This window comes from Pseudomonas sp. 9_2_1, from assembly GCF_059295275.1.
This window is the reverse complement of record NZ_CM181239.1, coordinates 2,156,234-2,178,704: the sequence shown is the minus strand read 5'-3', so window position 1 is coordinate 2,178,704 and position 22,471 is coordinate 2,156,234. Positions and strand designations below refer to the sequence as shown.

The 22,471-nt window shown below is 58.2% G+C and carries 22 protein-coding genes and 1 pseudogene; 14 read left to right on the top strand and 9 right to left on the bottom strand.

Annotated features, from left to right (window positions below; translation table 11 throughout):
- Window position 1: 1 nt before the first annotated feature.
- Window positions 2-763 (bottom strand): sulfite exporter TauE/SafE family protein, encoded by a 762-nt coding sequence (locus AC5O5I_RS09765; protein ID WP_172218658.1) that lies wholly within the window; start codon window positions 761-763, stop codon window positions 2-4.
- Between the two features lie 98 nt (window positions 764-861).
- On the opposite strand from AC5O5I_RS09765, the gene AC5O5I_RS09760 reads away from it, so the two are divergent.
- On the top strand, window positions 862-1,767 hold the full coding sequence (locus AC5O5I_RS09760; RefSeq protein WP_172218660.1) for a LysR family transcriptional regulator: 906 nt from the start codon (window positions 862-864) through the stop codon (window positions 1,765-1,767).
- A 133-nt stretch (window positions 1,768-1,900) separates the two neighbouring features.
- On the opposite strand, the gene AC5O5I_RS09755 is transcribed toward AC5O5I_RS09760, so the two are convergent.
- Together AC5O5I_RS09755 and AC5O5I_RS09750 are read right to left on the bottom strand one after the other, a co-directional pair.
- The gene (locus AC5O5I_RS09755) at window positions 1,901-2,095 is read right to left on the bottom strand and encodes a hypothetical protein (RefSeq protein WP_172218662.1); all 195 of its coding nucleotides are present in this window, start codon (window positions 2,093-2,095) and stop codon (window positions 1,901-1,903) included.
- A gap of 490 nt (window positions 2,096-2,585) precedes the next feature.
- Window positions 2,586-2,939 (bottom strand): SH3 domain-containing protein, encoded by a 354-nt coding sequence (locus AC5O5I_RS09750; RefSeq protein WP_172218664.1) that lies wholly within the window; start codon window positions 2,937-2,939, stop codon window positions 2,586-2,588.
- 207 nt (window positions 2,940-3,146) lie between these two features.
- On the opposite strand from AC5O5I_RS09750, the gene AC5O5I_RS09745 reads away from it, so the two are divergent.
- Window positions 3,147-4,193 carry an alpha/beta fold hydrolase gene (locus AC5O5I_RS09745; RefSeq protein ID WP_494512494.1) on the top strand — a complete coding sequence of 349 codons (1,047 nt, stop codon included), beginning with the start codon at window positions 3,147-3,149 and terminating at the stop codon, window positions 4,191-4,193.
- Window positions 4,194-4,485: 292 nt separating this feature from the next.
- Entirely contained in the window at window positions 4,486-4,671 is a 186-nt protein-coding gene (locus AC5O5I_RS09740) for a hypothetical protein (protein ID WP_172218666.1), read from the top strand.
- A 29-nt stretch (window positions 4,672-4,700) separates the two neighbouring features.
- Here AC5O5I_RS09740 and AC5O5I_RS09735 read toward each other — a convergent pair whose 3' ends face one another.
- Window positions 4,701-5,861, bottom strand: a complete 1,161-nt coding sequence (locus tag AC5O5I_RS09735; protein WP_172218668.1) for an MFS transporter — start codon at window positions 5,859-5,861, stop codon at window positions 4,701-4,703.
- 282 nt (window positions 5,862-6,143) lie between these two features.
- Between AC5O5I_RS09735 and AC5O5I_RS09730 the strand changes: the two genes are divergently transcribed.
- Both AC5O5I_RS09730 and AC5O5I_RS09725 read left to right on the top strand, forming a co-directional pair.
- Window positions 6,144-7,361 carry an amidohydrolase family protein gene (locus AC5O5I_RS09730; protein ID WP_494512493.1) on the top strand — a complete coding sequence of 406 codons (1,218 nt, stop codon included), beginning with the start codon at window positions 6,144-6,146 and terminating at the stop codon, window positions 7,359-7,361.
- 121 nt (window positions 7,362-7,482) lie between these two features.
- Window positions 7,483-7,866, top strand: coding sequence for an NUDIX domain-containing protein (locus AC5O5I_RS09725; protein ID WP_494512492.1), 384 nt, complete (start codon window positions 7,483-7,485; stop codon window positions 7,864-7,866).
- A gap of 53 nt (window positions 7,867-7,919) precedes the next feature.
- Here AC5O5I_RS09725 and AC5O5I_RS09720 read toward each other — a convergent pair whose 3' ends face one another.
- Entirely contained in the window at window positions 7,920-8,798 is an 879-nt protein-coding gene (locus tag AC5O5I_RS09720) for a LysR substrate-binding domain-containing protein (RefSeq protein ID WP_172218672.1), read from the bottom strand.
- A 333-nt stretch (window positions 8,799-9,131) separates the two neighbouring features.
- Here AC5O5I_RS09720 and AC5O5I_RS09715 point away from each other — a divergent pair, with 333 nt between their 5' ends.
- The 3 genes from AC5O5I_RS09715 (at window position 9,132) to AC5O5I_RS09705 (ending at window position 11,309) form a co-directional block, all read left to right on the top strand.
- Window positions 9,132-9,827 (top strand): 3-oxoacid CoA-transferase subunit A, encoded by a 696-nt coding sequence (locus tag AC5O5I_RS09715; protein ID WP_172218674.1) that lies wholly within the window; start codon window positions 9,132-9,134, stop codon window positions 9,825-9,827.
- Between the two features lie 8 nt (window positions 9,828-9,835).
- Complete coding sequence (locus AC5O5I_RS09710; protein ID WP_172218676.1) at window positions 9,836-10,477, top strand: 3-oxoacid CoA-transferase subunit B; 642 nt, start codon at window positions 9,836-9,838, stop codon at window positions 10,475-10,477.
- Between the two features lie 193 nt (window positions 10,478-10,670).
- On the top strand, window positions 10,671-11,309 hold the full coding sequence (locus tag AC5O5I_RS09705) for a cytochrome b family protein (RefSeq protein WP_172285340.1): 639 nt from the start codon (window positions 10,671-10,673) through the stop codon (window positions 11,307-11,309).
- Window positions 11,310-11,322: 13 nt separating this feature from the next.
- On the opposite strand, the gene AC5O5I_RS09700 is transcribed toward AC5O5I_RS09705, so the two are convergent.
- On the bottom strand, window positions 11,323-11,694 hold the full coding sequence (locus AC5O5I_RS09700; RefSeq protein WP_494512491.1) for a MerR family transcriptional regulator: 372 nt from the start codon (window positions 11,692-11,694) through the stop codon (window positions 11,323-11,325).
- Between the two features lie 73 nt (window positions 11,695-11,767).
- On the opposite strand from AC5O5I_RS09700, the gene AC5O5I_RS09695 reads away from it, so the two are divergent.
- Window positions 11,768-12,832: an SDR family oxidoreductase gene (locus AC5O5I_RS09695; protein ID WP_494512490.1), complete on the top strand. Its 1,065-nt coding sequence runs from the start codon at window positions 11,768-11,770 to the stop codon at window positions 12,830-12,832.
- Between the two features lie 161 nt (window positions 12,833-12,993).
- Entirely contained in the window at window positions 12,994-13,272 is a 279-nt protein-coding gene (locus AC5O5I_RS09690; protein WP_494512751.1) for a Fis family transcriptional regulator, read from the top strand.
- Between the two features lie 28 nt (window positions 13,273-13,300).
- On the opposite strand, the pseudogene AC5O5I_RS09685 reads toward AC5O5I_RS09690, so the two are convergent.
- Window positions 13,301-13,477, bottom strand: a pseudogene (locus AC5O5I_RS09685) (type II toxin-antitoxin system RelE family toxin); the annotation flags it as partial.
- Between the two features lie 17 nt (window positions 13,478-13,494).
- Between AC5O5I_RS09685 and AC5O5I_RS09680 the strand changes: the two are divergent.
- The 4 genes from AC5O5I_RS09680 to AC5O5I_RS09665 all read left to right on the top strand — a co-directional run bounded on the left by AC5O5I_RS09680 (window position 13,495) and on the right by AC5O5I_RS09665 (window position 19,509).
- A complete protein-coding gene (locus tag AC5O5I_RS09680) occupies window positions 13,495-13,944 on the top strand; it encodes a site-specific integrase (protein ID WP_494512489.1) in 450 nt (149 codons plus the stop codon).
- A 443-nt stretch (window positions 13,945-14,387) separates the two neighbouring features.
- Window positions 14,388-16,502 (top strand): hypothetical protein, encoded by a 2,115-nt coding sequence (locus tag AC5O5I_RS09675; RefSeq protein ID WP_494512488.1) that lies wholly within the window; start codon window positions 14,388-14,390, stop codon window positions 16,500-16,502.
- Window positions 16,499-18,280, top strand: a complete 1,782-nt coding sequence (locus AC5O5I_RS09670) for a chemotaxis protein (protein WP_494512487.1) — start codon at window positions 16,499-16,501, stop codon at window positions 18,278-18,280. Before AC5O5I_RS09675 ends, AC5O5I_RS09670 begins: the two co-directional genes overlap by 4 nt.
- A gap of 302 nt (window positions 18,281-18,582) precedes the next feature.
- Entirely contained in the window at window positions 18,583-19,509 is a 927-nt protein-coding gene (locus AC5O5I_RS09665; protein WP_494512486.1) for a site-specific integrase, read from the top strand.
- Between the two features lie 376 nt (window positions 19,510-19,885).
- Here the strand turns inward: AC5O5I_RS09665 and AC5O5I_RS09660 are convergent, their stop codons facing one another.
- Both AC5O5I_RS09660 and AC5O5I_RS09655 read right to left on the bottom strand, forming a co-directional pair.
- Entirely contained in the window at window positions 19,886-21,151 is a 1,266-nt protein-coding gene (locus AC5O5I_RS09660; RefSeq protein ID WP_494512485.1) for a hypothetical protein, read from the bottom strand.
- 746 nt (window positions 21,152-21,897) lie between these two features.
- Entirely contained in the window at window positions 21,898-22,305 is a 408-nt protein-coding gene (locus AC5O5I_RS09655) for a GIY-YIG nuclease family protein (RefSeq protein WP_494512484.1), read from the bottom strand.
- Window positions 22,306-22,471 lie beyond the last annotated feature (166 nt).

Here is a 22,471-nt window from a genome sequence, read left to right as displayed (position 1 = left end):
CCTAGCCAACCAGCAAGTCCCACGACAGTTTGGCGATCAGCACGCACAACAGCACCAGGAACAGCCCGCGCACAAAGCCGGCACCCTTGCGCACAGCCAGCCAGGTACCGGTAAGCGCGCCAAGAATGTTGCACGCAGCCATAGGCAAGGCAATCGCATACAGCACGTTGCCTGTGGGCACGAAGAACACCAGCGCCGCCAGGTTGGTGGCAATGTTGACCACCTTGGCCGAGGCCGAGGCATGCAGGAAGTCCAAGGCAAAGAAGCGGATGAACAGGAAGATCAGGAAGCTGCCGGTACCCGGGCCGAACAGGCCATCGTAAAAGCCGATCGCGCCGCCGATAAGCACCGCCAGGCACTGTTCCTTGCGGCCGATTTTCGCCGGTTTGTGCAGTGTGCCGAAATCTTTCTTGCAGAAGGTGTAGATGGCCATCAGCACGATCAGCACCAGCACCGCGGGCCGCATGACGCTGGGCGGCACCAGCGAAACCGTGGCGGCACCGGCGAACGACATGACAAAGGCGCTGAGCGCTGCCGGTACGATCAGCCCCCAGTCCAGCGTCACCTTGCGGATGAACGAGCGCGCGGCGAAGGCTGTGCCACATATCGAAGCCAGCTTGTTGCTGCCAAGCAATGCCGCCGGTTGCGCAGTGGGCAGCACGTTGAACAGCGCCGGAATCTGGATCAGCCCGCCACCGCCCACGGCGGCGTCGATCAGCCCGGCGGCGAAGGCAAACACGCAAAGCACAGCAATATCGATCATGACGCGGTTCCAGGCAGTTAAGACGCCTGCAAGGCTAATCAAAGTGGCGCACTTGTGGTGAAATGCCATATTGCGAAAACTGCAACAAGGAGCAGGCAATGGCATTGGACATGCTGAGAGAAATCCAGGCGTTCGTCAGCGTGGCGCACAAGCGCAGCTTCGTCGCCGCAGCCCGTGCGCTCGGGCGCTCACCCAGCGCGGTAACCCGTGCTTTGCAGACCCTGGAAGACAACGCCGGGAGCAAACTGCTCAACCGCAACGCCAATGCGGTGACCCTGACAGAAGCAGGTGAGCGCCTATTACCCCACGCCGAACGGTTGCTGGATGTGCAACGCGATGCCGCCGACGAACTGGCTGCGCTCAGCGGCAGCGCGCAAGGCTGGATTCGCTTTGCCGTGCCGCAGTTGCTGGGTGAACACGTGCTGCCTGGGGTGCTCGCCGAGTTTACCCGTCGCCATCCGCAGGTGACCCTGGACGTACAGTACAGCGATGAAGCCCTCGACCCGCTGCAGGGCAAATTCGATTTCGTGGTGCGCGGCGCCTTCCCGCAATCGAGCGAGCTGATCGGCTACCCCCTGTGGGCCTACCAGCGCTATCTGTATGCCAGCCCGAATTACTTGGCTCTGGCCGGCACGCCCCGGAAACCTGAAGACCTCGAAGGGCATGCGCTGATCCTGCACACCGCCCCGCGCATCCTCAAAGCCTGGCATTTTTGCCACGAGGGCCAGATCACCAGCCTGCGCCCAAGGCCCAGGCTGCGTCTGGGCTCGGGCGATGCGGTGTACCACAGCACCCTGGCCGGCGCCGGCATCGCCCGTCTGGCCGCCTGGGTGGGCGAAGCGCAGGTCAAGGCCGGGCACCTGGTGCGGGTGTGCCCGCACTATCGGCTGACATCCAGCAGCGGCCAGGATCCGCTGATGCATGCTGTGTACCCCGCCGGCGAGCTGCCCGCGCGGGTGCGCGACTTGCTTTCTGCGCTGCGCAGCGCCGGCCCCGGTCAGTGAAACCGCCTTGTCGAAAACGACTGTTCAAAATCTGCTCAATTTAACAGAGCCCACCGTGGGTCTGGCTTGCAGCACTTTATCCACAGACCTACCCACGTTTTTTGTGGACAGATTTCCCAGCGCAAAGAACGACTTATCGCACAAGCAGCAATGCCGAATTGGCCAGTTTCACCAGCTCGATCCACTCCAGTGTACTGATTACGCCGGCGCGCTCCAGCACCTCGGCACTGCGCAGTGCCTGCTCATAATCTTGTTCATCAAGGGAGCCTTCGGCGAGAAAACGGCTACGCCACTCCAGCATGGCTGAAGTGGCTATGTTGCATTCCATCAGTGTGTCGGCTCCAAGGCAAAAAGACCGGCGCGAGTGCGCGGCGGCGGCAGACTACGCGAGGCTTTTGGGCGTGAGAATGACTTGCCGCTACCACTTGTCCAACAGTGGAAGGCGGGAGAATACTGGCCATTTGGTCAGGTGTTGGGCCCGTCGGTTGAAGTAGACGGGCCGCGTTGGGAAACTGCAGTTTAAGTCAGCTTGGCGGGATGGTGCCAAGAATACCAATCAGAATGGTCAGCAGCAGAAAACCACCCAGGAACAGCGTCAGCTTGCCCATCGGAACCTCTACAGTGTGATGCGGGGATGGACATATTGTCGGACCTGGGCTGATACGGTTACAGATTCAGGTTTATGGAAAAAAAGCGGATCAGATGAACTGCGCAGGCTAACCCGCCAGTAGTCCTGGGCATCCACCGTTACAGCCGCCAGCGCATTCGCCTGACAGCCCGCACGGTCAAGGCATGGCCTTGCTGCAGCTTTTTGCCAGTCAAGTCAGCTGCTGAAGTTTTTCCGCCGGCAGCCAGCCCAGCTCGCCATTGCCGTGGCGTCGGCACCACAGCCAGCCGTTGAGCGGGCGCACGCACTGCACCAACTGCCCAGGGTCGGCGTCCAGTTCATGTGCGCAGTAATGCTCCAGCGCCCTGCCCTGGCCAACGCTGAGCCGCTCGATCACCTGGGCGGGCACCCAGCCCGATTCCTGGCCGGTGCAGCTGCACAGGTACCAGTCCTGCCAGCCTGGCTCGCCTTCATAGCGCGGGCCGATCTCCAGCAACGTCCCCTTGGCGAAGCGGATGGGCCGCGGATATTCGCTGCGGTGGGGTTCAATGACAACGTAATGCATGGGGCCGCTCCCTGGCCGGAAAACCATCAATCCTAGCAGAGGCCGGAACGCCCGCTGCTGCCGTGTACTTGTATCCTTATGTGTACAGAATGAGACCTGATACACAAGAACGTTTCCTACAGGGTAATCGGACATATCGGCGGTACAGACGTCATCTGTACTGGCACCCATCAACCCGCACCGATGGTTTTGCCAAGGAGATGCCCGATGCCCGCCCGTCACTTGACCACTGCCCTGCCACGTCGCTTCAGCCGGACCCTGCTCGCCTGCGCCCTGCTGCCGCTTGGGCTGTTGACCGCCAACGTCGCCACAGCAGCCCCCCAGAAGCCTCAGCCCATGGCAGCAGCAGCCACGCCTACCTTCGGCCCGCTGAAACAGGTCCACGCTGGCGTGCTCGATGTGGCCTACGTGGATCAAGGCCCGGCCGATGGCCCGGTGGTGATCCTGCTGCATGGCTGGCCGTATGACATTCACAGCTTCGAGGAAGTTGCGCCGAAGCTGGCGGCCAAGGGTTACCGGGTATTAGTGCCCTACGTGCGCGGCTACGGCCAGACCCGCTTCCTGTCCGCCTCCACCCCACGCAACGCCCAGCCCACTGCCCTTGCCAGCGATGTGATCGCCTTCATGGACGCCCTGCACGTCCAACGCGCCGTCCTGGCCGGCTTCGACTGGGGAGCGCGCACCGCCGATATCGTCTCGACGCTGTGGCCAGAACGGGTGAAGGCGCTGGTCTCGGTCAGTGGCTACCTGATCAGCAGCCAGGAAGCTGCCAAGGCCCCGTTGCCGCCCAGCGCCGAGCTGCAGTGGTGGTACCAGTACTACTTCGCGACCCCACGCGGTCAGGCCGGCTACGAGCAGAACCGCCATGCCTTCGCCAAGCTGATCTGGCAGACCGCCTCGCCCAGATGGGCCTTCGATGACGCCACCTTCGAGCGCAGCGCCAGTGCCCTGGACAACCCCGACCAGGTAGCGATTACCGTGCACAACTACCGCTGGCGATTGGGTCTGGCCAAGGGCGAAACGCGCTACGACCCGCTGGAGGCAAAACTGGCCAGTTTCCCGAGTATCGCCGTGCCGACCATTACCCTGGAAGGCGACGCCAACGGCGCCCCGCACCCACCCGCAGAAGCGTATGCGCAGCGCTTTACGGGCAAATACGAGTACCGGCTGATCAGCGGTGGCATCGGCCACAACCTGCCGCAGGAAGCGCCGCAGGCGTTTGCCCAGGCGGTGGTGGATGCAGATCACCTGTAGGCTGCCGGCGGCATTTGCTACAGAACGTTTCAAAAGCGCAGCAGGCGCAACGTTGAGCCACGATGAGCGCCTGCTGTGCCGAAACCGATTGAGCCCGGCTAAAAACGGGGCGTGGAGCGCGATCAAGCGGATATGAATTGAAACGTAGCTTGTAGGATCTATTACCGTGCGCTGTAGGGGAAATCGAGCTAACGGGATTTGCCTGTATGAAACATCAGTTTCTCTGGCAATTTCGAGCTGCTACGGTCCATTTTTCCTACAACGGCACGGAGGCCTACAGCATGAGAAAAGCATGGACACATACAATGCCTCGGCCCTGAAGCTGCAGAAAACCTTGCTCAGCCTGCGCCTTGAGCGTGATCGCCTGAAAACGGAGGGCAAGGACCAGGAAGCCAATGCCCTTGCGGGGCCGATCGCGAAGCTGGAAGCTGCCCTGCGGGACTTGCCGGACGACCTGAAGCCGGGGACGCTGCAGTGACCACCGGAGCAGATAGACCCTGATCCGCCTCAACTGGCGTCGAGGGGGCTACGGCGCAGGCCCTTGGGCCCCGCGCCAAAGCAAGTCACCGCAAAGGCAATCAGCAACGCCCCCGTCCCCAGCAGAAAGATCAGTTGCTGGTTGGAGCCCTCCACCAGCATGGCAATCAGCGCCGGGGTCACCGCCGCAGCGCCCATCAGGGTGATACTGACCAAAGGCGTGAGCTTGCCAGTCGGATCATTGGTCGTGATCAGTGCCATGTAATACGACAACGACAGCACCCAGCCAAAATTGATCAGCAGCAGCGCGACAAACAGCTGCATTGGCGTGCGGGTATGGCCGGTCAGCATGGCGATCGAGATAAACACCGCCACCAGCCCCACGGCGATCATCAACTGCCGATTGACCCGTGCACCCAGCAAGCTCGGCAACCCCGCACCCGGCAAGCCACCGATCGCCGAAAGACCAAACGCCCAGCCGATATCGACGCCGGCAATGCCCTGGTCCCGCGCCAGCTGATCAATGAAGCCCCACACGCAGTAGATGGCCACCTGCATGAACAACATGCCCAGCAGCGCAGTGCGCCCCGTGCGCGCCGAACCACCCTGGGCGGGCGAACCTTCGCCACTGGCCAGCGCCACTGCCGGGCGACGCGGCAGCACCAGGCTGGCCCCGCAGATCAGCAGGTACCACAGGCCAAATGCGCACAAGGCGGTCACCGTACCGCTCTGCGCGGCAAGCAGCGGCAGCGCTGCGGAGAACAGCGAGTACTCCGGGGTCTGCAGCAACAGCATCAACCCGAACGAACGGTCCTGATTGGGCAGGCGGCCCAGCGTCGACACCGCATATGCATATACCAGCCCGGCACAGGTGCCAGCCCCCATGCGCACGGCCAGCAGCATCGTGTTGCTGGTGGTGAAGGCAGTGGCAATGCTCAACGCCACGCACAGCGCGCCAACCAGCAGGCACAGGCTGCGACCGCCATGGCGCTTCATCAGCAGCGGGCAAAGCAAGGTGCCCAGCGTCATGCCGATCATCTCGACCGACACCACCCAACCCTGCTGGTCGAGCGACAGGCTCAGTTGCTCGGTGACCAGCCCCATGAAGATAGGTTGTACGCCACAGACAATGAACGAAGTACAGGCAATGAAAATCAGCGCGGCACGCAGCAGCTTGGAATCTTGGGTCATAGGGGGACTCCGACACAGCATTTGTTTTTATTGTTTATGAAACCTGCCCTGAGAGGCGCCGTAGCAGGCGCCTGGGCTGATCCTGGGAGCAATGCTGGGCCGAGTTCGAAAGGTTTGAAAGTTAATTATCGGCATCGGGTTCAGTGGGGTTTTTAATGCAGGCAAACGGCACTCACCTGCATCCAGAAACGCACTGCATGCAATCCTGATAATTAATTTGTGACATGACCGCATCCTCCCTACCGTGGGACATCACCCAAGCCTCAGTGAAAAGGCCCGATCATGAACGACCGTGAGTTCATCAACGCCATCGATGCCGATGGCCTGCCCCTGCACATCGCTGTTACCAACGGCCGCATCACCCACATCGGACCGCTGCGTGCCAGCAGCCCAGCCCGCGAAACCATCGACCTGGAAGGCCTGCTGGTGCTGCCCGGCTTCGTCGACGGCCATATTCACCTGGACAAGAGCTTTGTCGGCGACCGCTGGCGACCGCACCAACCTGTCGCCAGCCTGCGCGAGCGCCTGGCCGTGGAAAAACGCGAACTGGCCAGCGCCCCGCCGATCGTCGAGCGCGCCGACGCGCTGATCCGCCAGGCCGCCTCGTTCGGCACCCTGGCCATGCGCTGCCATGTGGACGTGGATGCCAGCACCGGCCTGAGCAACCTGCGGGCCATGCTCGAAGCCCAGGACAAGTGGAAAGAGCTGATCGACATCGAACTGGTGGCCTTCCCCCAGGCCGGCGTGGTGACCTGCCCTGGCACCGCCGAAGTGATGGAAGCCGCCGTGCGCGAAGGCGTGCAGGTGGTCGGCGGCATCGACCCGACCACCCTGGACGGTGACGCCGAAGCCCAGCTGGATATCGTGTTCGGCATCGCCGACCGGCATGGCGTGAAAGTGGACATCCACCTGCACGAGCCCGGCGATATCTGCATCGCCCAGCTTGAACGCATTGCCGCACGCACCCAGGCACTGGGCATGCAGGGCCTGGTTGCGGTCAGCCACGCCTATGGCCTGGGCGATGTAGCGGATTCAGTGCTCGACCGCACCGCCGAACTACTGGCCGGCGCGGGCATCTCGATCATGACCAACGCCCCTGGCGACCACGCCTTCCCGCCTGTGCTGCGTTTACGTGCTGGCGGCGTGCGCGTATTCACCGGCAACGACAACATCCAGGATGCCTGGTGGCCTTACGGCAACGGCGACATGCTGCAGCGTGCGATGCTGGTCAGCTATCGCTCGGGCTTTAACACCGACGAAGAACTGCGGGTTGCGCTGCACATGGCGACCGAGGCCAGTGCCGCGGTGATGGGCAAGCAGGATTACGGCTTGAAGGTCGGCAACGAAGCCAGCTTTGTCCTGTTCAAGGCTCCGAATGCCGCGGCGGCGGTGGCGGCAGCCCTTCATGAGCGAGTGATCGTGCGGCACGGCGCATTCTGGGGCGGGCCCGCGCAGTTGCAGTTGCAGGCTGCGCAGTTTGCAGCAGAGCTGCGGCGCTAGCGCAAACAATCGGCCAACGCGGGCGGGTCCGGGTGCGACCTTGTACCGCGAAGGCCATTCACCGCCTCACCTGAACTTTGGCGTCCCGGCAGGGCCTTCCGTTGATACAGGAGGAGCCACCATGAACCCATCGAAAGAGCTGCACGCCACTATCATCTGCCTGCAGGCCGACAAGATTCTGCTGGTGCGCCAGGAGGCTTCAGTGTGGTCTCTGCCTGGCGGCAAGATCGACCCCGGCGAAACACAGCTCGAAGCGGCACACCGTGAGCTGTTTGAAGAAACCTGCTTGCACCTCAGTGATGCCCAGTTTCTCGGACATAGCGTGCTCCAGTACGAAGAACACTGGGTCTATCGCATGACCGTCCCGGCGCCGATGCAGCCCCAGCCCTCGCATGAAATCGTCGAGTGTCGCTGGTTTTCGGGCGACGAGTTTCATCAAGTCACGATCAAGCCAACCCACATGGAGCTGCTGCGACGAGAAGGCTTTGTCTCCGCCGGAAAGTAGTACGGCGAACCTCGGTGCCGGAGGCATTGCCCAAGCCCCCTATCGGCCGTGGCTCACTCGGCCTCGGCGCGCAAGATACCGATCAGAATCTCGGCAAGCTCGATAACCATCGGGTCTGCCGTGGGCCGATGGAAAATCGCCGCCTCAAACACTGTGATCGGCTTGAACCCCTCCTGCGCCCCCAGCACCTGATGCCTGGGCGTGACAACGCGGGACGGCAGCAGGCTCACCCCCAACCCATTGGCGACCGCTTCCTGAATCCCCGCCAGGCTGGAACTGGTAAACGCGATACGCCAACTGCGCCCCATGGCCTCAACCGCCCCGATCATGTCATCGCGGTACAGGCCACGCGCCGGAAAGGTCACCAGCGGGATAGGGTCCTGGGCAAAACACGGGTATTGCGCACTGTCGATCCACTCGATGCGCTCTGGCTGGCAGGCATTGGCCTCCCGGCTATGCCGACGCTGCTTGATCAGCACCAGGTCGAGCTCGCCACGGTCATAGCTGCTCATCAGGTCGCGGCTCAGACCACCGGTAATTTCCAGTTTCACTGTCGGATTACGCCGGTTGAAGGCCGCCAGCGCCTGCATGGTCTTGCCAGCGACAAAATCGTCCGGCAGGCCGATGCGCGCGGTCACGGTCACCCCGCCCGACATCGCTTCGGTCAGCTGGCTGCTGACCGCCAGCAGGTGGCGTGCGAAGCCCAGCAAGGTTTCTCCGGCATCGGTGGGGTGCACCTCGCGGTTGCTGCGGTCGAGCAACTGGTGGCCGACCATTTCCTCCAGCCGCCGCACCTTCTGGCTGACCGTTGACTGGGTGGAATGCAGGCGGGCAGCGGCGGTGGTAAAGCTGCCGCAGTCGGCCACCATGACCACGGTGCGGAGCATGTCCAGGTCGTAGATGGCGCGGTTGGGTTTGCTGGAGTCTGGCATTGGGGGGTTCAGCTTCTGGCAACTGGCTGGACACATGATGCCTGAACCCGAAGTGCATGACGCATTGCCTTGACGCCAGGAGACTTTGTAGGTGTGCACGGGCTTTAAATGGCCTGCGGCTGAATTGCGACAAATAGCGACCGAAACTGCCCGCATATCGCACAACAGTTCGATAATCGCACAAATTCCGCCAAACCCTCTCTACTGTTGCCCTATCTTGCGGCACGCTATAGCGAAAGTCAGCAACCAATTCCAGCTGCTGACTGGCCCCATCGCTTCACCGCGCGCCGGCCAGCCCTACAACTCAACTCCAGGAACAACCAGGAGCTCGCCTTGATCAATAAAACGTTTGAGTCCATCGCCAGCGCGGTGGAAGGGATCACCGACGGTTCGACCATCATGGTCGGTGGCTTTGGCACTGCCGGCATGCCGTCCGAACTGATCGACGGCCTGATCGCAACCGGTGCCCGCGACCTGACCATCATCAGCAACAACGCCGGCAACGGCGAGATCGGCCTGGCCGCCTTGCTCATGGCAGGCAGCGTGCGCAAGGTGATCTGCTCGTTCCCGCGTCAGTCCGATTCCTACGTGTTCGACGAACTGTACCGGGCCGGCAAGATCGAGCTGGAAGTGGTGCCGCAAGGCAACCTGGCCGAGCGTATCCGCGCAGCGGGCTCGGGCATTGGTGCGTTCTTCTCGCCGACCGGCTACGGCACCCTGCTGGCCGAAGGCAAGGAAACCCGTGAGATCGACGGCCGCCAGTACGTGCTGGAAATGCCGCTGCACGCCGACTTTGCGCTGATCAAGGCGCACAAGGGCGACCGTTGGGGCAACCTGACCTACCGCAAGGCCGCCCGCAACTTCGGCCCGATCATGGCCATGGCCGCCAAGACCGCCATCGCCCAGGTTGACCAGGTCGTCGAACTCGGCGAACTGGACCCGGAGCACATCATCACCCCGGGTATCTTCGTCCAGCGCGTGGTCGCCGTGTCCGGCGCTGCCGCTTCTTCGATTGCCAAAGCTGTCTGAGGCCTGCCATGACCATCACCAAAAAACTGTCCCGCACCGAGATGGCCCAACGCGTGGCCGCAGACATCCAGGAAGGCGCCTACGTAAACCTGGGCATCGGCGCACCGACCCTGGTGGCCAACTACCTGGGCGACAAGGAAGTGTTCCTGCACAGCGAGAACGGCCTGCTGGGCATGGGCCCGAGCCCGGCGCCGGGCGAGGAAGACGATGACCTGATCAACGCCGGCAAGCAGCACGTGACCCTGCTGACCGGCGGTGCCTACTTCCACCACGCCGACTCGTTCTCGATGATGCGTGGCGGCCACCTGGACATCGCTGTGCTGGGCGCCTTCCAGGTGTCGGTCAAGGGCGACCTGGCCAACTGGCACACCGGCGCCGAAGGTTCGATCCCTGCCGTAGGCGGCGCGATGGACCTGGCTACCGGCGCCCGTCAGGTGTTCGTGATGATGGACCATCTGACCAAGACCGGCGAAAGCAAGCTGGTGCCCGAGTGCACCTACCCGCTGACCGGCATCGCTTGCGTCAGCCGTATCTACACCGACCTGGCCGTGCTTGAAGTGACGCCTGAAGGGCTGAAAGTGGTCGAGATTTGTGCTGACATCGACTTTGATGAACTGCAGAAGCTCAGCGGTGTGCCGTTGATCAAGTGATCCAGGCCGCCGGCCTGCAAGATTGTCGAGGCCCAGGGGGCGATCAGGTTTACAGCCGATATCGCCTCCAATCACCTACAAAGTGATACACAGCGCGCTTTTCTGGACATACCCGGGATAAACGCCGTTGACACCATGGCACCGCGAAACGCTGCGACATCCCGCGCGCAGCGTTGATACCTCGGAGCCCGCCATGAACCGCCACGCCGAAACTGCCAGCCTCCAGGGTTGGCGACTGTTCTCACTGTTGTCCCTTTTGGTGCTGATCGTCACTTCGCTGGCGCTGTGGTACCAGCCTCAATGGGTAGAAGCCCTGCGCAGCGCGATCCGGACCACCGCACGTACATCCTTCGCCCTGTTCCTGCTGACCTTCCTCGCCTCCTCCCTTGCAGCCCTGGTACCGACTGCCTTCACGCGCAGCCTGCTGCGCAACCGGCGCTTTCTTGGGCTGGCTTTTGCCTTTTCCCACGCTGTGCATGCGGTCCTGATCCTGTTGTATGTGAAGTTCTTCCCCGACACCTTCTGGCATGGCCGTACGGCCACAGCGAATATTCCTGGGTCGATCGGCTATCTGTTCATCATCCTGATGACCATTACCTCCTTCCCCGCCGCAGTGAAACTGCTGGGCGCTCGCGCGTGGAAATGGCTGCATGTCACCGGCACTTGGGTGATTGCTGGCGTATTCATGCTGTCATTCTACAAACGCCTGCCCATGGGTTCCTGGTATCCGCTGGGCTTCGCACTGATCTTCAGCGCCATGCTCTTCAAGCTCACCGCCCAGCTGGCCATACGCCTGCGGCGCAACGCCATAGAGCCAAGCGCTACTCACTGATCATTATCGTCGGTTAGGCAATAGTGTGCCCGTGGGCAATGGCACTGGCTTCAAGTTTTGCACGCTCCGCGTCCAGAAAAACATACGTAGCTTGCAAGCCAGTGATCCGCGCCTGAATGTCGGCCATTTTGCTGGCGACCAGCGCCGCGCCTTGGGCGCAGTTGATCGTATTGCCCCGCTTGGCCGCGAGTATCTCCCCAATCTCGGCGAGTGAAAAACCCACGCCCTGGGCACTTTGAATGAAGGCCAGATCAATCACGGCCTGCTCGCTGTAGCGACGGTAGTTATTGGCCTGTCGATTGGCCGCGATAAGCCCGAGCCGTTCGTAATAACGCAATGCATGGCGGCCGACGCCACTGCGCCGCTCCAACTCCCCAATGTTCACAACAAAAACTCCTTGACTGTAGAGCGGGCTCTACACTTTAGCCTGCGCCCATTATCCAGACAAGGAATCAGGCATGAGCGTGGAATGCTTCGTTACCGGCGGCAGTGGGTTTGTGGGCCAACATTTAATGGCCCGCCTGACTGCAACAGGGCACAAGACCTGGGTGCTTATGCGCAGCCCCGAAAACATCGAGCGCCTCAAAGAGCAGGTAGGCCGATTGGGCGGTAATCCTGCGCATATCCATGCGGTTGAGGGCGATATAAGCAAGGAAGGGCTTGGACTCAGCGAGGTCGACAGGCAGTACGTGGCTTCGGCGTCGGTAATCTTCCACCTCGCCGCGCAGTTCTGCTGGGGGCTGACAATGGAGCGCGCCCGCACAGTGAATGTGCAAGGGGCACTGAACGTAGCGAGGCTGGCAGCGAACCAGCGTATCCGACTGGTGATGGTGGGTGGCTTCATGCTGCAGAACCTTAGCCATCTTGCCAGTATCGGGGTTGATCACCAGCACCCTGAAAACACCCACTGGCCCGCAGTCTACGGCCGTGTTGGCGGCTACGAAGGCAGCAAGCTCGAGTCCCATTTTGAAGTCATTCGTTACATGCACGAAGCCGGCGCGGATTACACCATCGTTCACCCCGCGACGGTATGTGGACACAGCGAGAGTGGGCACATCGTGGAAGGGCAACCTATGGCCGAACTGATCCGAAACCTGGCGCAAGGCCGGTTCAAGGCCATACCCGGTTCCGCCAGCCATTGGTTGCCGTTAGTCAGTGTCGATTATCTGGTGACGCTGATAACCCGCGTGGCGTTCGACCCCGCTATGGCCAATCGGCAGGTTCTGGCGCTGTATAAGCACACACCGAACTTACAGGGGATGCTTACGCAGATGGCACAAACGCTGGAGGTGAAGCCGCCCCGCCACCATGTATCAATAAGGTTGCTGAGGTGGCTATTGAAGATTCCCGGACTGGCAACCCGATTCTCGATCAGCGCAGAGTCATTGAACTTCATCCAGACGCAGCGCTTCGACATGAGTGGTACCGAGTGCCTGGAGCGGAAGTATCAGCTTACGCATCCCGACATGGCGCGCACTTTGGAAAAGACGGTGCGCTACGTCAAAGGCTCTTTGATCACATGACCCAGAATGCTCAGACCATCTTCGTCAGGTAGCATTGCGAATGTTCGGCTAAGCCGACGTCGCAGCATTTGTCTTGCTCTGTTTGATCGTTATGGTGTTTTCTTCAAGGCCAGGTTCACTTCCCGGCTGAGGGCTCCGGGCGGACATCAGTGGGTGCTGGCCTGGCTCAGCTTGCTGTACAGGTCTGCAGGGAATGGGTTGCCGTTGGCATCGAACTGGTTCCACTCAAGCGGGTCATCTCTTGGCAAATCGCTGAAGCCATGAAAAGTCAGAAGGTGACTAAGAAAGCACTGGCTGCACGCATGCACACCAGTCGTACCGCAGTGGATCGCGCACTCGACCAAGACGATCCGGGCATGACGCTGGCGAGCGCCGCCCGCGCACTAGACCAGCGCGTGGAGGTGCGACTGGTGCCAGAGCAAAAGCCTGCTCACGTATAACCTCGCCCCGCATCAGCGGGTTTTGGAATCAGACTCGCAGTACAGCAGTCTCATAGACTTCGTCGTCGCGTCGGGCCCCAGCGCACAGGACAACCACGATTTCAGTACCCTGGATACGATAGACGATGCGCACATCGCCAGTCCGAATGCGGCGGCATCCAGCCAGTACACCCCGAAGGGGCTTACCGGGCTTGTCGGGTTCACCTTGCCAAGCAATGTAAGGTGAAGAAGACACGGCGGTCGCCTCGCAGAGTCAAGCTGCTCGCACCAGCACTCCGCGCGCTGCAAGCGCAGGCACGGTACCCTAGGCAACTGCCGGCAGACCTCATCAAGGTCGTCGAGCGCGATAACCGGACGATTCGCGAGCAGCGTGTACAGTTTGTCTCTCACAACACGGCCACGGGCGAGCCGTACCCGTCCTCGGACGTACTTCGGCACGGCTGGTGGATCCACCATCTGGTAGGTGTCGGCGTTCGCCAGCACGGATCGAACACCGGCCGACATACCTTCGCCAGCCAGATGCTGAGCAGTGGCCTGGCCACACCAGAGTGGATTGCGGATCAGTTGGGGCACACCTCGACAGCCATGATTTTCAGGAACTACGCGAAGTGGATCAGCCAGGACGGACCAGATGTGGTGGGGTTGCTAAACCAGACACTCAGGTTGAGTTGAGAACATAAAAAAAGGGGCCATAAAGGCCCCTTTTTTTGCCTTCGATTCCCAAAGTGTTCCCAAACGTTCCCTTTTGAGGATTCAACGGGGATGAACATCAATGAAATCAGGCACTTGTATGGCGGAAGCGTAGAGATTCGACTCTTTATATCAGGAGCCCCGGTCTAACCTATCTTCTAGACGCCCTACGTATCCCGGTGTGAGCGCATTCTAACCCAGCAAAACCGGGGCTTCCAAGCTTTTTTTGCAACAATCCTCTAAAAGATGCAACTCGTTGCACCTTACCCTCCAAAAGCCCTACCTCGCCCAGACCAGCATCGCCCCCCTCACGAGACTGCTTCAGCCGCCTTCAAGGGCCCACACGACAACGAAAAGGCATTCCCACCCTTCCCTGCCTGCCGATAGAATTTGCCATCGAATAGCGTCCCGCTGAGGAGCCATGGATGATTCTTCCCACCCGCGCTGAGATCGTTGAACTCAATCAAAACGGAACGTTACTGGACGCCATTTTCAGTGATCGGTGGGAGTGTCGTTACCTGCACTTTGAGCCTATTGCGCAAGAGCTGGCCAATGCCCATAACGACGGTGAAATTGACCTACTTGAACCATTTTCCTGCATTGCACTAGATGGCGCACTAGACGGCGAACAAAACGAAACTGAACACGGCACACCGAAACGTGCGCTGAACAGCTTCAGTGACCATCGAGGTTACCAAGGGCGGCGCATCTACGGTCTGGCAATCGAACGATTGGAGGCGTGCTTACCTGCGGTGTTAAAGACGCTGAAAATTCTCGCCCGCCTTTCTGCCGGAGAAGAACATGAGGTCACCGAGACGCTAAGTCGATGGTGCAGCGCATCGCCAAATAGGCCAAAGGAACTCCTTGCTCTCATTGACTCGGGCGAAGCGGATCCCAACGAACTTTACAGCTTAACGATAGCTATCCGTTCAGGACTCAACGCCGACTTGCCGTACTTCGCAGGTCGCGCCTTTCGCTTCGTTCAAGTAGGCACTGCGATGGAGAAAGCTTACGCAATCGAAGCGTTATCTATACCGCCGTTCATCCTTGAGGAAGAGTGGCGACAGGCGCTCGCTATACTTCGTGAGTCGGTGGCAGGCGAGACTGACGATGAGCTTCGCGGTGCACTAACACGAACGCTGTTGAGTTGGACAGAGTCGATTCCCGCGGATTTGACTACAGATCTGGAGGCACTGATAAGCCAGGCTTCCGTGCCCACTTCACCCAAGGTTGCTCACCACCTTGCTTACGCACTAGCTTTCAGCTTCAAAAATCTCTCATCATCAATGAGAACTGCACTGCTCTCATTGCTGCGCGCCGTCGAGCTTGCTCCGCAGACCCTGAAGCTGATCGACCTAGGTCTAGTTCATTTGATCAAGGAAGGCGGCGCTGATGACGCTCGGGCGTTCATTGCGGATGTCTTGCTGAGGCTAGACTCGGCATTCCAATTCGAAAATTTCGACTCCACCATTAGAAGGCTGGGCGATGGCCCTGCCCAAGATATCGAATCGTGGATAGTTGATTGGTTGCGGACAGGCCCAAACAGCCTATGTGAAGCGTTAAACGATGGGCTATTCAATGGTAAAGACACATACGTCTTCCAGCTGGATTTTGATCAGTTTGACTTCACTAAACGTGAAATCGAGAGCATTGCTTGCAGGGGTGTCGCGACGTTTTTCATGAAGCCTCAGATCGCCGCGAGCTTTCTAGTTGGCTTGGGGCGATGCTTAACTACCCTGAGGCGTGACTCTGCCGGCGAGGACGAGGATTTAAACTCGAAGAGGTTGAGCCTGACTCCGAAAGCCAGCGCTCTCAGCCAAGTAGTACGCGCGGCTATCAAGCCCTCAGGGTGGCACACATCAGCACGGCCTAGAGAGGGTGCTCGGCGGCCGAAAATGCGTGAAGAGCAAGCCAGTGCAGAGCAAGCTAGTGAGGAGCTTTTACCTGAAGAGCAGCAAGGCAGTCCATCGCCGCCAACGCAACTTTCCCTGGTGCTGAGCGACCTGTTGTTCAACCCGATTCTCATCAACTTCACGAGCATCGAAGAGAAACTTCGGACTATCGCTGACAACAAGGAAGACAAAGCTGCTCCGATCGTAAGGCGCGCACTTGATCAGCTGAACCAATACCGAGATGCACTTGAGCAGGTTGGCTTCATTGCAGAGCTACAGCCTTCCGAACGTGAGAGGCAACTCGAAGGACAACGCCGCTCCGACGCCATGAATGACATGATGCGCGAGTCGCGCCAAAGCTCCCCCCTGGCCAGTCTGATTTCAGAGCGAATTCTGCTTCATGGCAACGGCATGGTTACGTGGGTAGACGACAGTCTTCTCCATCGGGACGAGAATGGTGATGGGGAGCACAGCGCCAAAGAGCCGAGAAGAATGGAACAATTCCTTGCGAGCTTTAGCCACAGCTTTGAGTTACCTCGCGAAGAAGTCCTTGACCCAATCGGACTGCAAATGAAGCTGCTCACGCTTAAAAGCCAAGGTCAACCAAAAAACCGAGCTTACCCCAAAAGCCAAGGTCAACCAGAATGAAGCTTGTATTCAGAGAGTACCTTGCCTCCCTGCGTGAACGGCGCGAGCTCGACGTGGTGCTGCCCGACCTCTTGAGCGAACTGGGCTTCAACGTGATTTCGCGTCCTTCAGTGGGTACGCGCCAGTACGGCGTGGACGTTGCTGCAGTGGGTCGCGATATCGATACGATGACCGACATATCAGAGGACAAGATGTTTTTGTTCTCAATCAAGCAGGGGGATCTGACACGCAACGATTGGGACGTTGGCACACAGTGTCTGCGAAGCTCGATCAACGAAATCACGGATTTTTATATTCCCGTGCTGATTGCTGAGCAGTACAAGCACCTGAAGGTGGTCATCTGCCTGTGCTTTGGTGGGGAGATCCACGAGGCCATCCAGGGAAACGTCACGCAATTCATCAAGCAGAATACCGCTGAGCGGGTGTCGTTCCAGATCTGGAATGGCGATTTCCTCGCTGGAAAGCTGACACAAGGCGTCTTGCAGCAACAGCTGGTTGACGAGAAATTGCGCAGCAGCTTTCAAAAATCGGTCGCTATGATTGATGAGCCCGATATCGCTTACAAACACTTTTCCCAGTTGGCAAAGGGGTTACTCACCGGCGAGGAGATGGCACCCCAGGCTCGCCTTACCAGGCTGCGGCAAATCTATATCTGCCTGTGGGTACTGTTTGTATGGGCGCGTGCGGCTAACAACCTTGAGGCGCCCTACCGAGCAAGTGAGCGCACAATCCTTTTGGCCTGGGATCACATCAAAGGTCACGTCGCCTCGAAGCCACAGAAAATCTCGGTGGACTTGGGAACCACCTTTTCAGAGTTGTTGGATCTTCATTTTCAGATCTGGGATGAATTGCTGGGTAAAAAGATCCTACCCCACGTACACGTACGACACGGGCTGAGCGCGGCGCTCAACACCTCGACATCGGTCGACATCAATATCAAATTGTTCGAAACGCTGGGGCGGCTTGCACAGCGCGGTCTATGGATTCTCTGGCAAACGAGTAAGAATGACTTAACCCCTCGGCGATGCTCCAGCACAGAAGCCGCGGATCCCGACACCTTCGAGGAGGCCTCCTCGCTCGCCTCACTGATAAGAGCGCTGATTGCCAACAACCCGATCTTGCTCAGTCCGATCACGGATGAGCAGTCAACTGACATTGGTGTTGCCGTGACTTTTCTGTCCATGATGGACGAGTGGCAACCCCTGGCACAGAACTACTGTAATCACTTGCTCGACAGCTACAGGCTCACCTACTGCTCGCATGGCCGGTACCCTGCGATCGATGCCAGCTATCGCTATCTCATTGAACACCCCAGAGAAGCAACGGATGCCTATCGCGAAGGGCAGACAAAAGGGAGCACTCTGATCCCACTCCTGATGGCCGGCGCAACATCTCGCGGCGAGACGCCAAGCAGCGCCAAGTTCAGCCGTTTCACCAAAGAGTCGCACCAACACTGCAACATGCAGCTTTGGCTGCCAGGGTCTGATAGTGAAGAGAAGCTTTACAGGGGTAGCCCAGGGCACGGATTGGCATTGACGGACGTACCCATCACTGCAGACGGCGCTGCTGCCATGAGGATGCTGACCGCCGAGGTTGACCGCGCTGAGCACCTCATGAGGTTATCAGCCGTCGCGCTTGGCCATTGGCCGATTCTGGTCATGGCCTGCCGGCACTATCGATTGCCCCTTCCTCCTCACCTGTGGCTGCCACTCCTATCGCATACTCAAGCGGCCAGCGATACCAAGCTGGCGACCCGTGCAGAAGTGGGAAATGGCTGATGCGGCACGATCCACACGAAGAGTTCGAAGATGTGCCCTCGGAAGCTATCGTTCACAAGAGGGCTGAGGCTGAACGCACTTATCAATATATATTTAAATCAAACTTCAACACACTTTCCGATCCACTTTAGTTTACAAAAGAGCATTGCACCCTGAAGCTCAGCATGCTAACTTCGCGTTCTCGGTCAACCTGAATCGCGCGGTCGGTTTGCAAAGGCAATTGCCAACAGGTGTTACATCCTCCAGCACGCATTTCGACGATAGTCAGCGGGCAGCCGATACCCTGACGTTGGAGAATTGCCATGCGCGTTCCAATTCACATCAACGACACCCGCCCTAATGGTGCACTCGCAAAGTCTGCCCGACTAATAAAGAAATTCTGGCCTGGTTCGAAGCCTATGCTTTTTTTACAAGCTAGAGAGCTTCTTGCCAGGGGCTTGGGTTATCGTGACCAACACGACCTAGCTCATTCAATTCGAAGCGAACCATTCATCGGTGAATGTCCACCGCTCGAAATAATCCAATCCAACGTTATTAAGGCTGCCCTCACCTATCTAAGCGAAGATGAGCGAAATACTGCTGGACTGTCTATTCTTGTCGGCCGACTGCCACTAAATAAACTCACCTCAATTGCACCACACTGCGCCAGCAAAAACCTCAATTCAGGCGCCGATCTTCTTCCAGATGAAGAAGCCCTCCAGCATGATGAGGTAAGAGCTTCGAGGCAGGCCCCAGCCAGCGCCAACATGCCGGTGGCTAACATACCTCGCCATTATTTGAGCGTGAGCAAGACACTTCTTTCCGAAAGTGATATGTCGACACTGAGAGCGGCAGCATCTCGCTGCAAAAACCCACAAGATCAGTTCCTTTTTTATGGGCTGCTATCCGGGTTACGCCTAGCTGAACTCCTGCCGACTCTAGAACAAATCGACAAAAAATACTCCTGTACAGGGCGCTTCGAAAGCGAAATCGGCGAGCACATAAAGTTCAAAATAAATCTGACGAAAACGCAGAAGCAATTTTCGCCTAAGGGATTCTCCACAGAAAACTTATACACCGACTTTAATGAAAATCACAAAGAACCACTGAAGCGACACAATGTAAAATCCAAGCTGCAAAAGTGGTCGACGGCAGCAGGCATCAAAAAAGAAATCACCCCACACATGATTCGCAGATCCTATGTAAACCTGTATCTGAAACACATGTCCAAGCCTCTGCCTAATCCTTAAACAAAAAGCTGAAAAAACCCACTAAAAAACAGGCGATGATCAGTCACCCCTAAGAATGGGGCTGCACTGATCTCGCCGATATTGGAGAGGGTGGCAAATCTGTGCGCGACTCGCTACTTAGGTAGCGATACAGCGAACGAAATGCTGTGCCCTCATCGCCCAATGACTTGAATTCAGTTAAGCGTCCAACGGCTATCCGTAGGGGCATGCGGAGCAATGCTCATACTGAAGGCCCGGCACATTGCTCATAATTTTTCGTCACCTGAGATTTGATTAGTCTTCTGATACCCGCAAACCTGGAAGACACCCGCTCAACCATGAGCAGGTATTTGCGCAACTGCTGAACTTGCTACAAGTCCAGCAGTTGCAGCCGAAATCAGGAAGCAGTTTCTGGAAGCATCTGGGCAAGACCTACTAGCCGCTCCTGGTCTTCGCCCTTCCCTTCTTGCTCCAGGTAACGTCGACCGATGTCAGTGACCGCAATTTGTTCAACGCCATACTCCAGTACATCTGCCTGTGAGATCAGATCAAAGATCTGTTCGTTCTCGGCCCGACTCACCTCTTCCGCTACCACAGACCCTGAAGACGCCTCGGAAATAGCCGCTGCTGCCTGTCTCTTGGAATCGAATAGCTCAAGGATCCGCACATCCTCATGTCCGTGGCGCGAAAGGACAAGGACAGGTGTACCAGGGGAGCCAATGAAGAACACCGCACGCTTCTTGAATCCAAGTACCTGAGGGTGTTTCGGCCCGCGGCGAATGAGCCAGACGCCATTGGGGCCTCTAGCGGTGCGGTGAGGAATGAGCATTAATTGGCGCGTTCTCATACTCTCGAAGCAGCGCAAGGACAACGTAGGCCTGCCAACATGAATCAGCGTGCTTCCGCAGCGCAATGTCGCACGCTCACCCTCCGCCTCACTCCAGGTACCGTTTTGCTCAGTCCGGCTTGCCACTCTCCAAATGGCAGGTACAAGCTCACGAGTCTTTTGAGTCATGTCTTGGGCGAACGTGATCAGTCTGGCATCTCTTCGAGACAGCTCTGAATCTGGGATAGGGCTCATCAGCTCGTTATCAAGCGGAAAGTAGTCCCACTCAAGGAAGCCCTCCTGATAAAGCTTGGCAGCACGTATAAAGTCATCGTCGTGAAACCGTAATTGCTCCGAGCGCAGGGGGATGCAATCCGTCGCGCGCGGAGCCCTCCCCGCATCAGGATCTGGCACGATTGAGTCGATGCGCGACTTCCAGTTAGTAGTCTCACCGTCGCTGCCTTCCCAAATCAGCACCCCGTCAGAAAATTCTGCTCCGGAGCTATTCTGCTGTGGATCACCGTCATAAAACCTTACGCCTGGGTTAATCCCAAAAAACGCGCGAGTATAGACCTTAGGCAGTGGCTTGGCGCCGGAAACCTTCGTGTACTTGACGACAACATCCAGATCACCACAGGTCAGAGCTCCTCGAGCGTACGAGCCAAACACCCAGAGCTGATTCACCGTCAAACGACAAACGCTCGGCTCATCGAAAACCTTGTACTCAAAGTCGCGTGTCGAGACCTTGTCCAGCGCCTCACAAATCCGGATCAACTGCTTAGTAAATCGCTCTCTCGGGTACCGCTTTTCCTGTGTATCCATAACAATGATCTCCACGCAAATGGAATTCAGGATGCCCCTCGGAAAGCCAAGAGACAATAGCGATACGCCATCAGACCAAGCGGTTGCTTGAAGTTTTAAGTGTCAATTGAGTCGACGCCAACCCGAGGCCAGCGATTGGTGAGTTACGTCAAATTGGCACAACCCGTCACGCCTTTCGTTAATGTCAATCAGAGATCAGAGGCGCGGCGTCAGGCTGCTAGTCGAGACCGACTACCCCATCCAGCCCAACGATGAGCAACAAGGCAACGCGTGAGCCGTTCAGAAATCCAGCAGAAGCGGGTGGAATCGCTCTGGGAAGTAGCGTTCGAACTGAGACCTCGCATTCTCCAGCAACTCGTTCGTGTTGAAGTAGTCCGAGCTATAGCGCCCTGACTTGGCGTTGATCAGAAGCCACTGGCCTGGCTCTTCAGCAGTGAAAGCTTCGTCCAGATGCCTGATTTCTCCAGCGATGCGCGCGGGCTTGAACCCCGTAGTGCTTGGATGACCTCGATTGTCATATTTCAGTAACAGTTGAGCGAACGCATGTCGGAGAGAGCACGAGCAATGCAACAAGGATTACCGACAGCTGCGCCCCCAGACGGCATAGATACCGGCAAAGGCGAACAGCCCGTTGAAAAACGACATGATAATGGTGAAGGCCCAGAGTAACTTAGCCACTTAGTACGCCTGTGTGTGGTGGCCAGAACTTGGCTGGTTGCAATCTGGCCTGGCTGTGTTGCAACAGTCTCCAGCCCGCCCACTCAGATCCTAGGCCGAAGCCGAAGCCTCTTCTTCCGAATGCTTGATAGCAGCCTCCACCTCCAACTGATGCCGCGTCCACTCAGCAGCGATGACAGGGTTCTCAATGATCTGCTGCTCAATGCGCTGGGTCTAAGGGCCTTGGCGCTCATCGTCCATTGCGTTTCTACGCCCAATTGCTCCAGCTCCGCGCGGATGGCAGGCAGGCCGATGCGGAAAAACTCCTTGCGCGGGTTGACCTTGTTGACCTGCTCCCGAAGGAAGTGACGATAGAGCTGCTTCTCCAGTCCAGGGGCATCGTCACTGAAAATCATCGCGTGAACATCGAACTCAAACGGCACGCTTGCATCACCCAGCTCACGCACCCGATCCAGCGGTTCCTCGAAGCGCACCATATCAGAAACCATCATTCAGCCTGAATGCCTTAATGACAAGTTTACGTCGCATCTTCCGCTCATAGATTACCACTACAACCCATTGATTTTTAATGTTTTTGAAGCTATCAAGAGAATTGGTATTGCACTTCTCGTAGTCAACTGGCATTTTTATCAAAAAACATGGAACCGCAAGCCACAG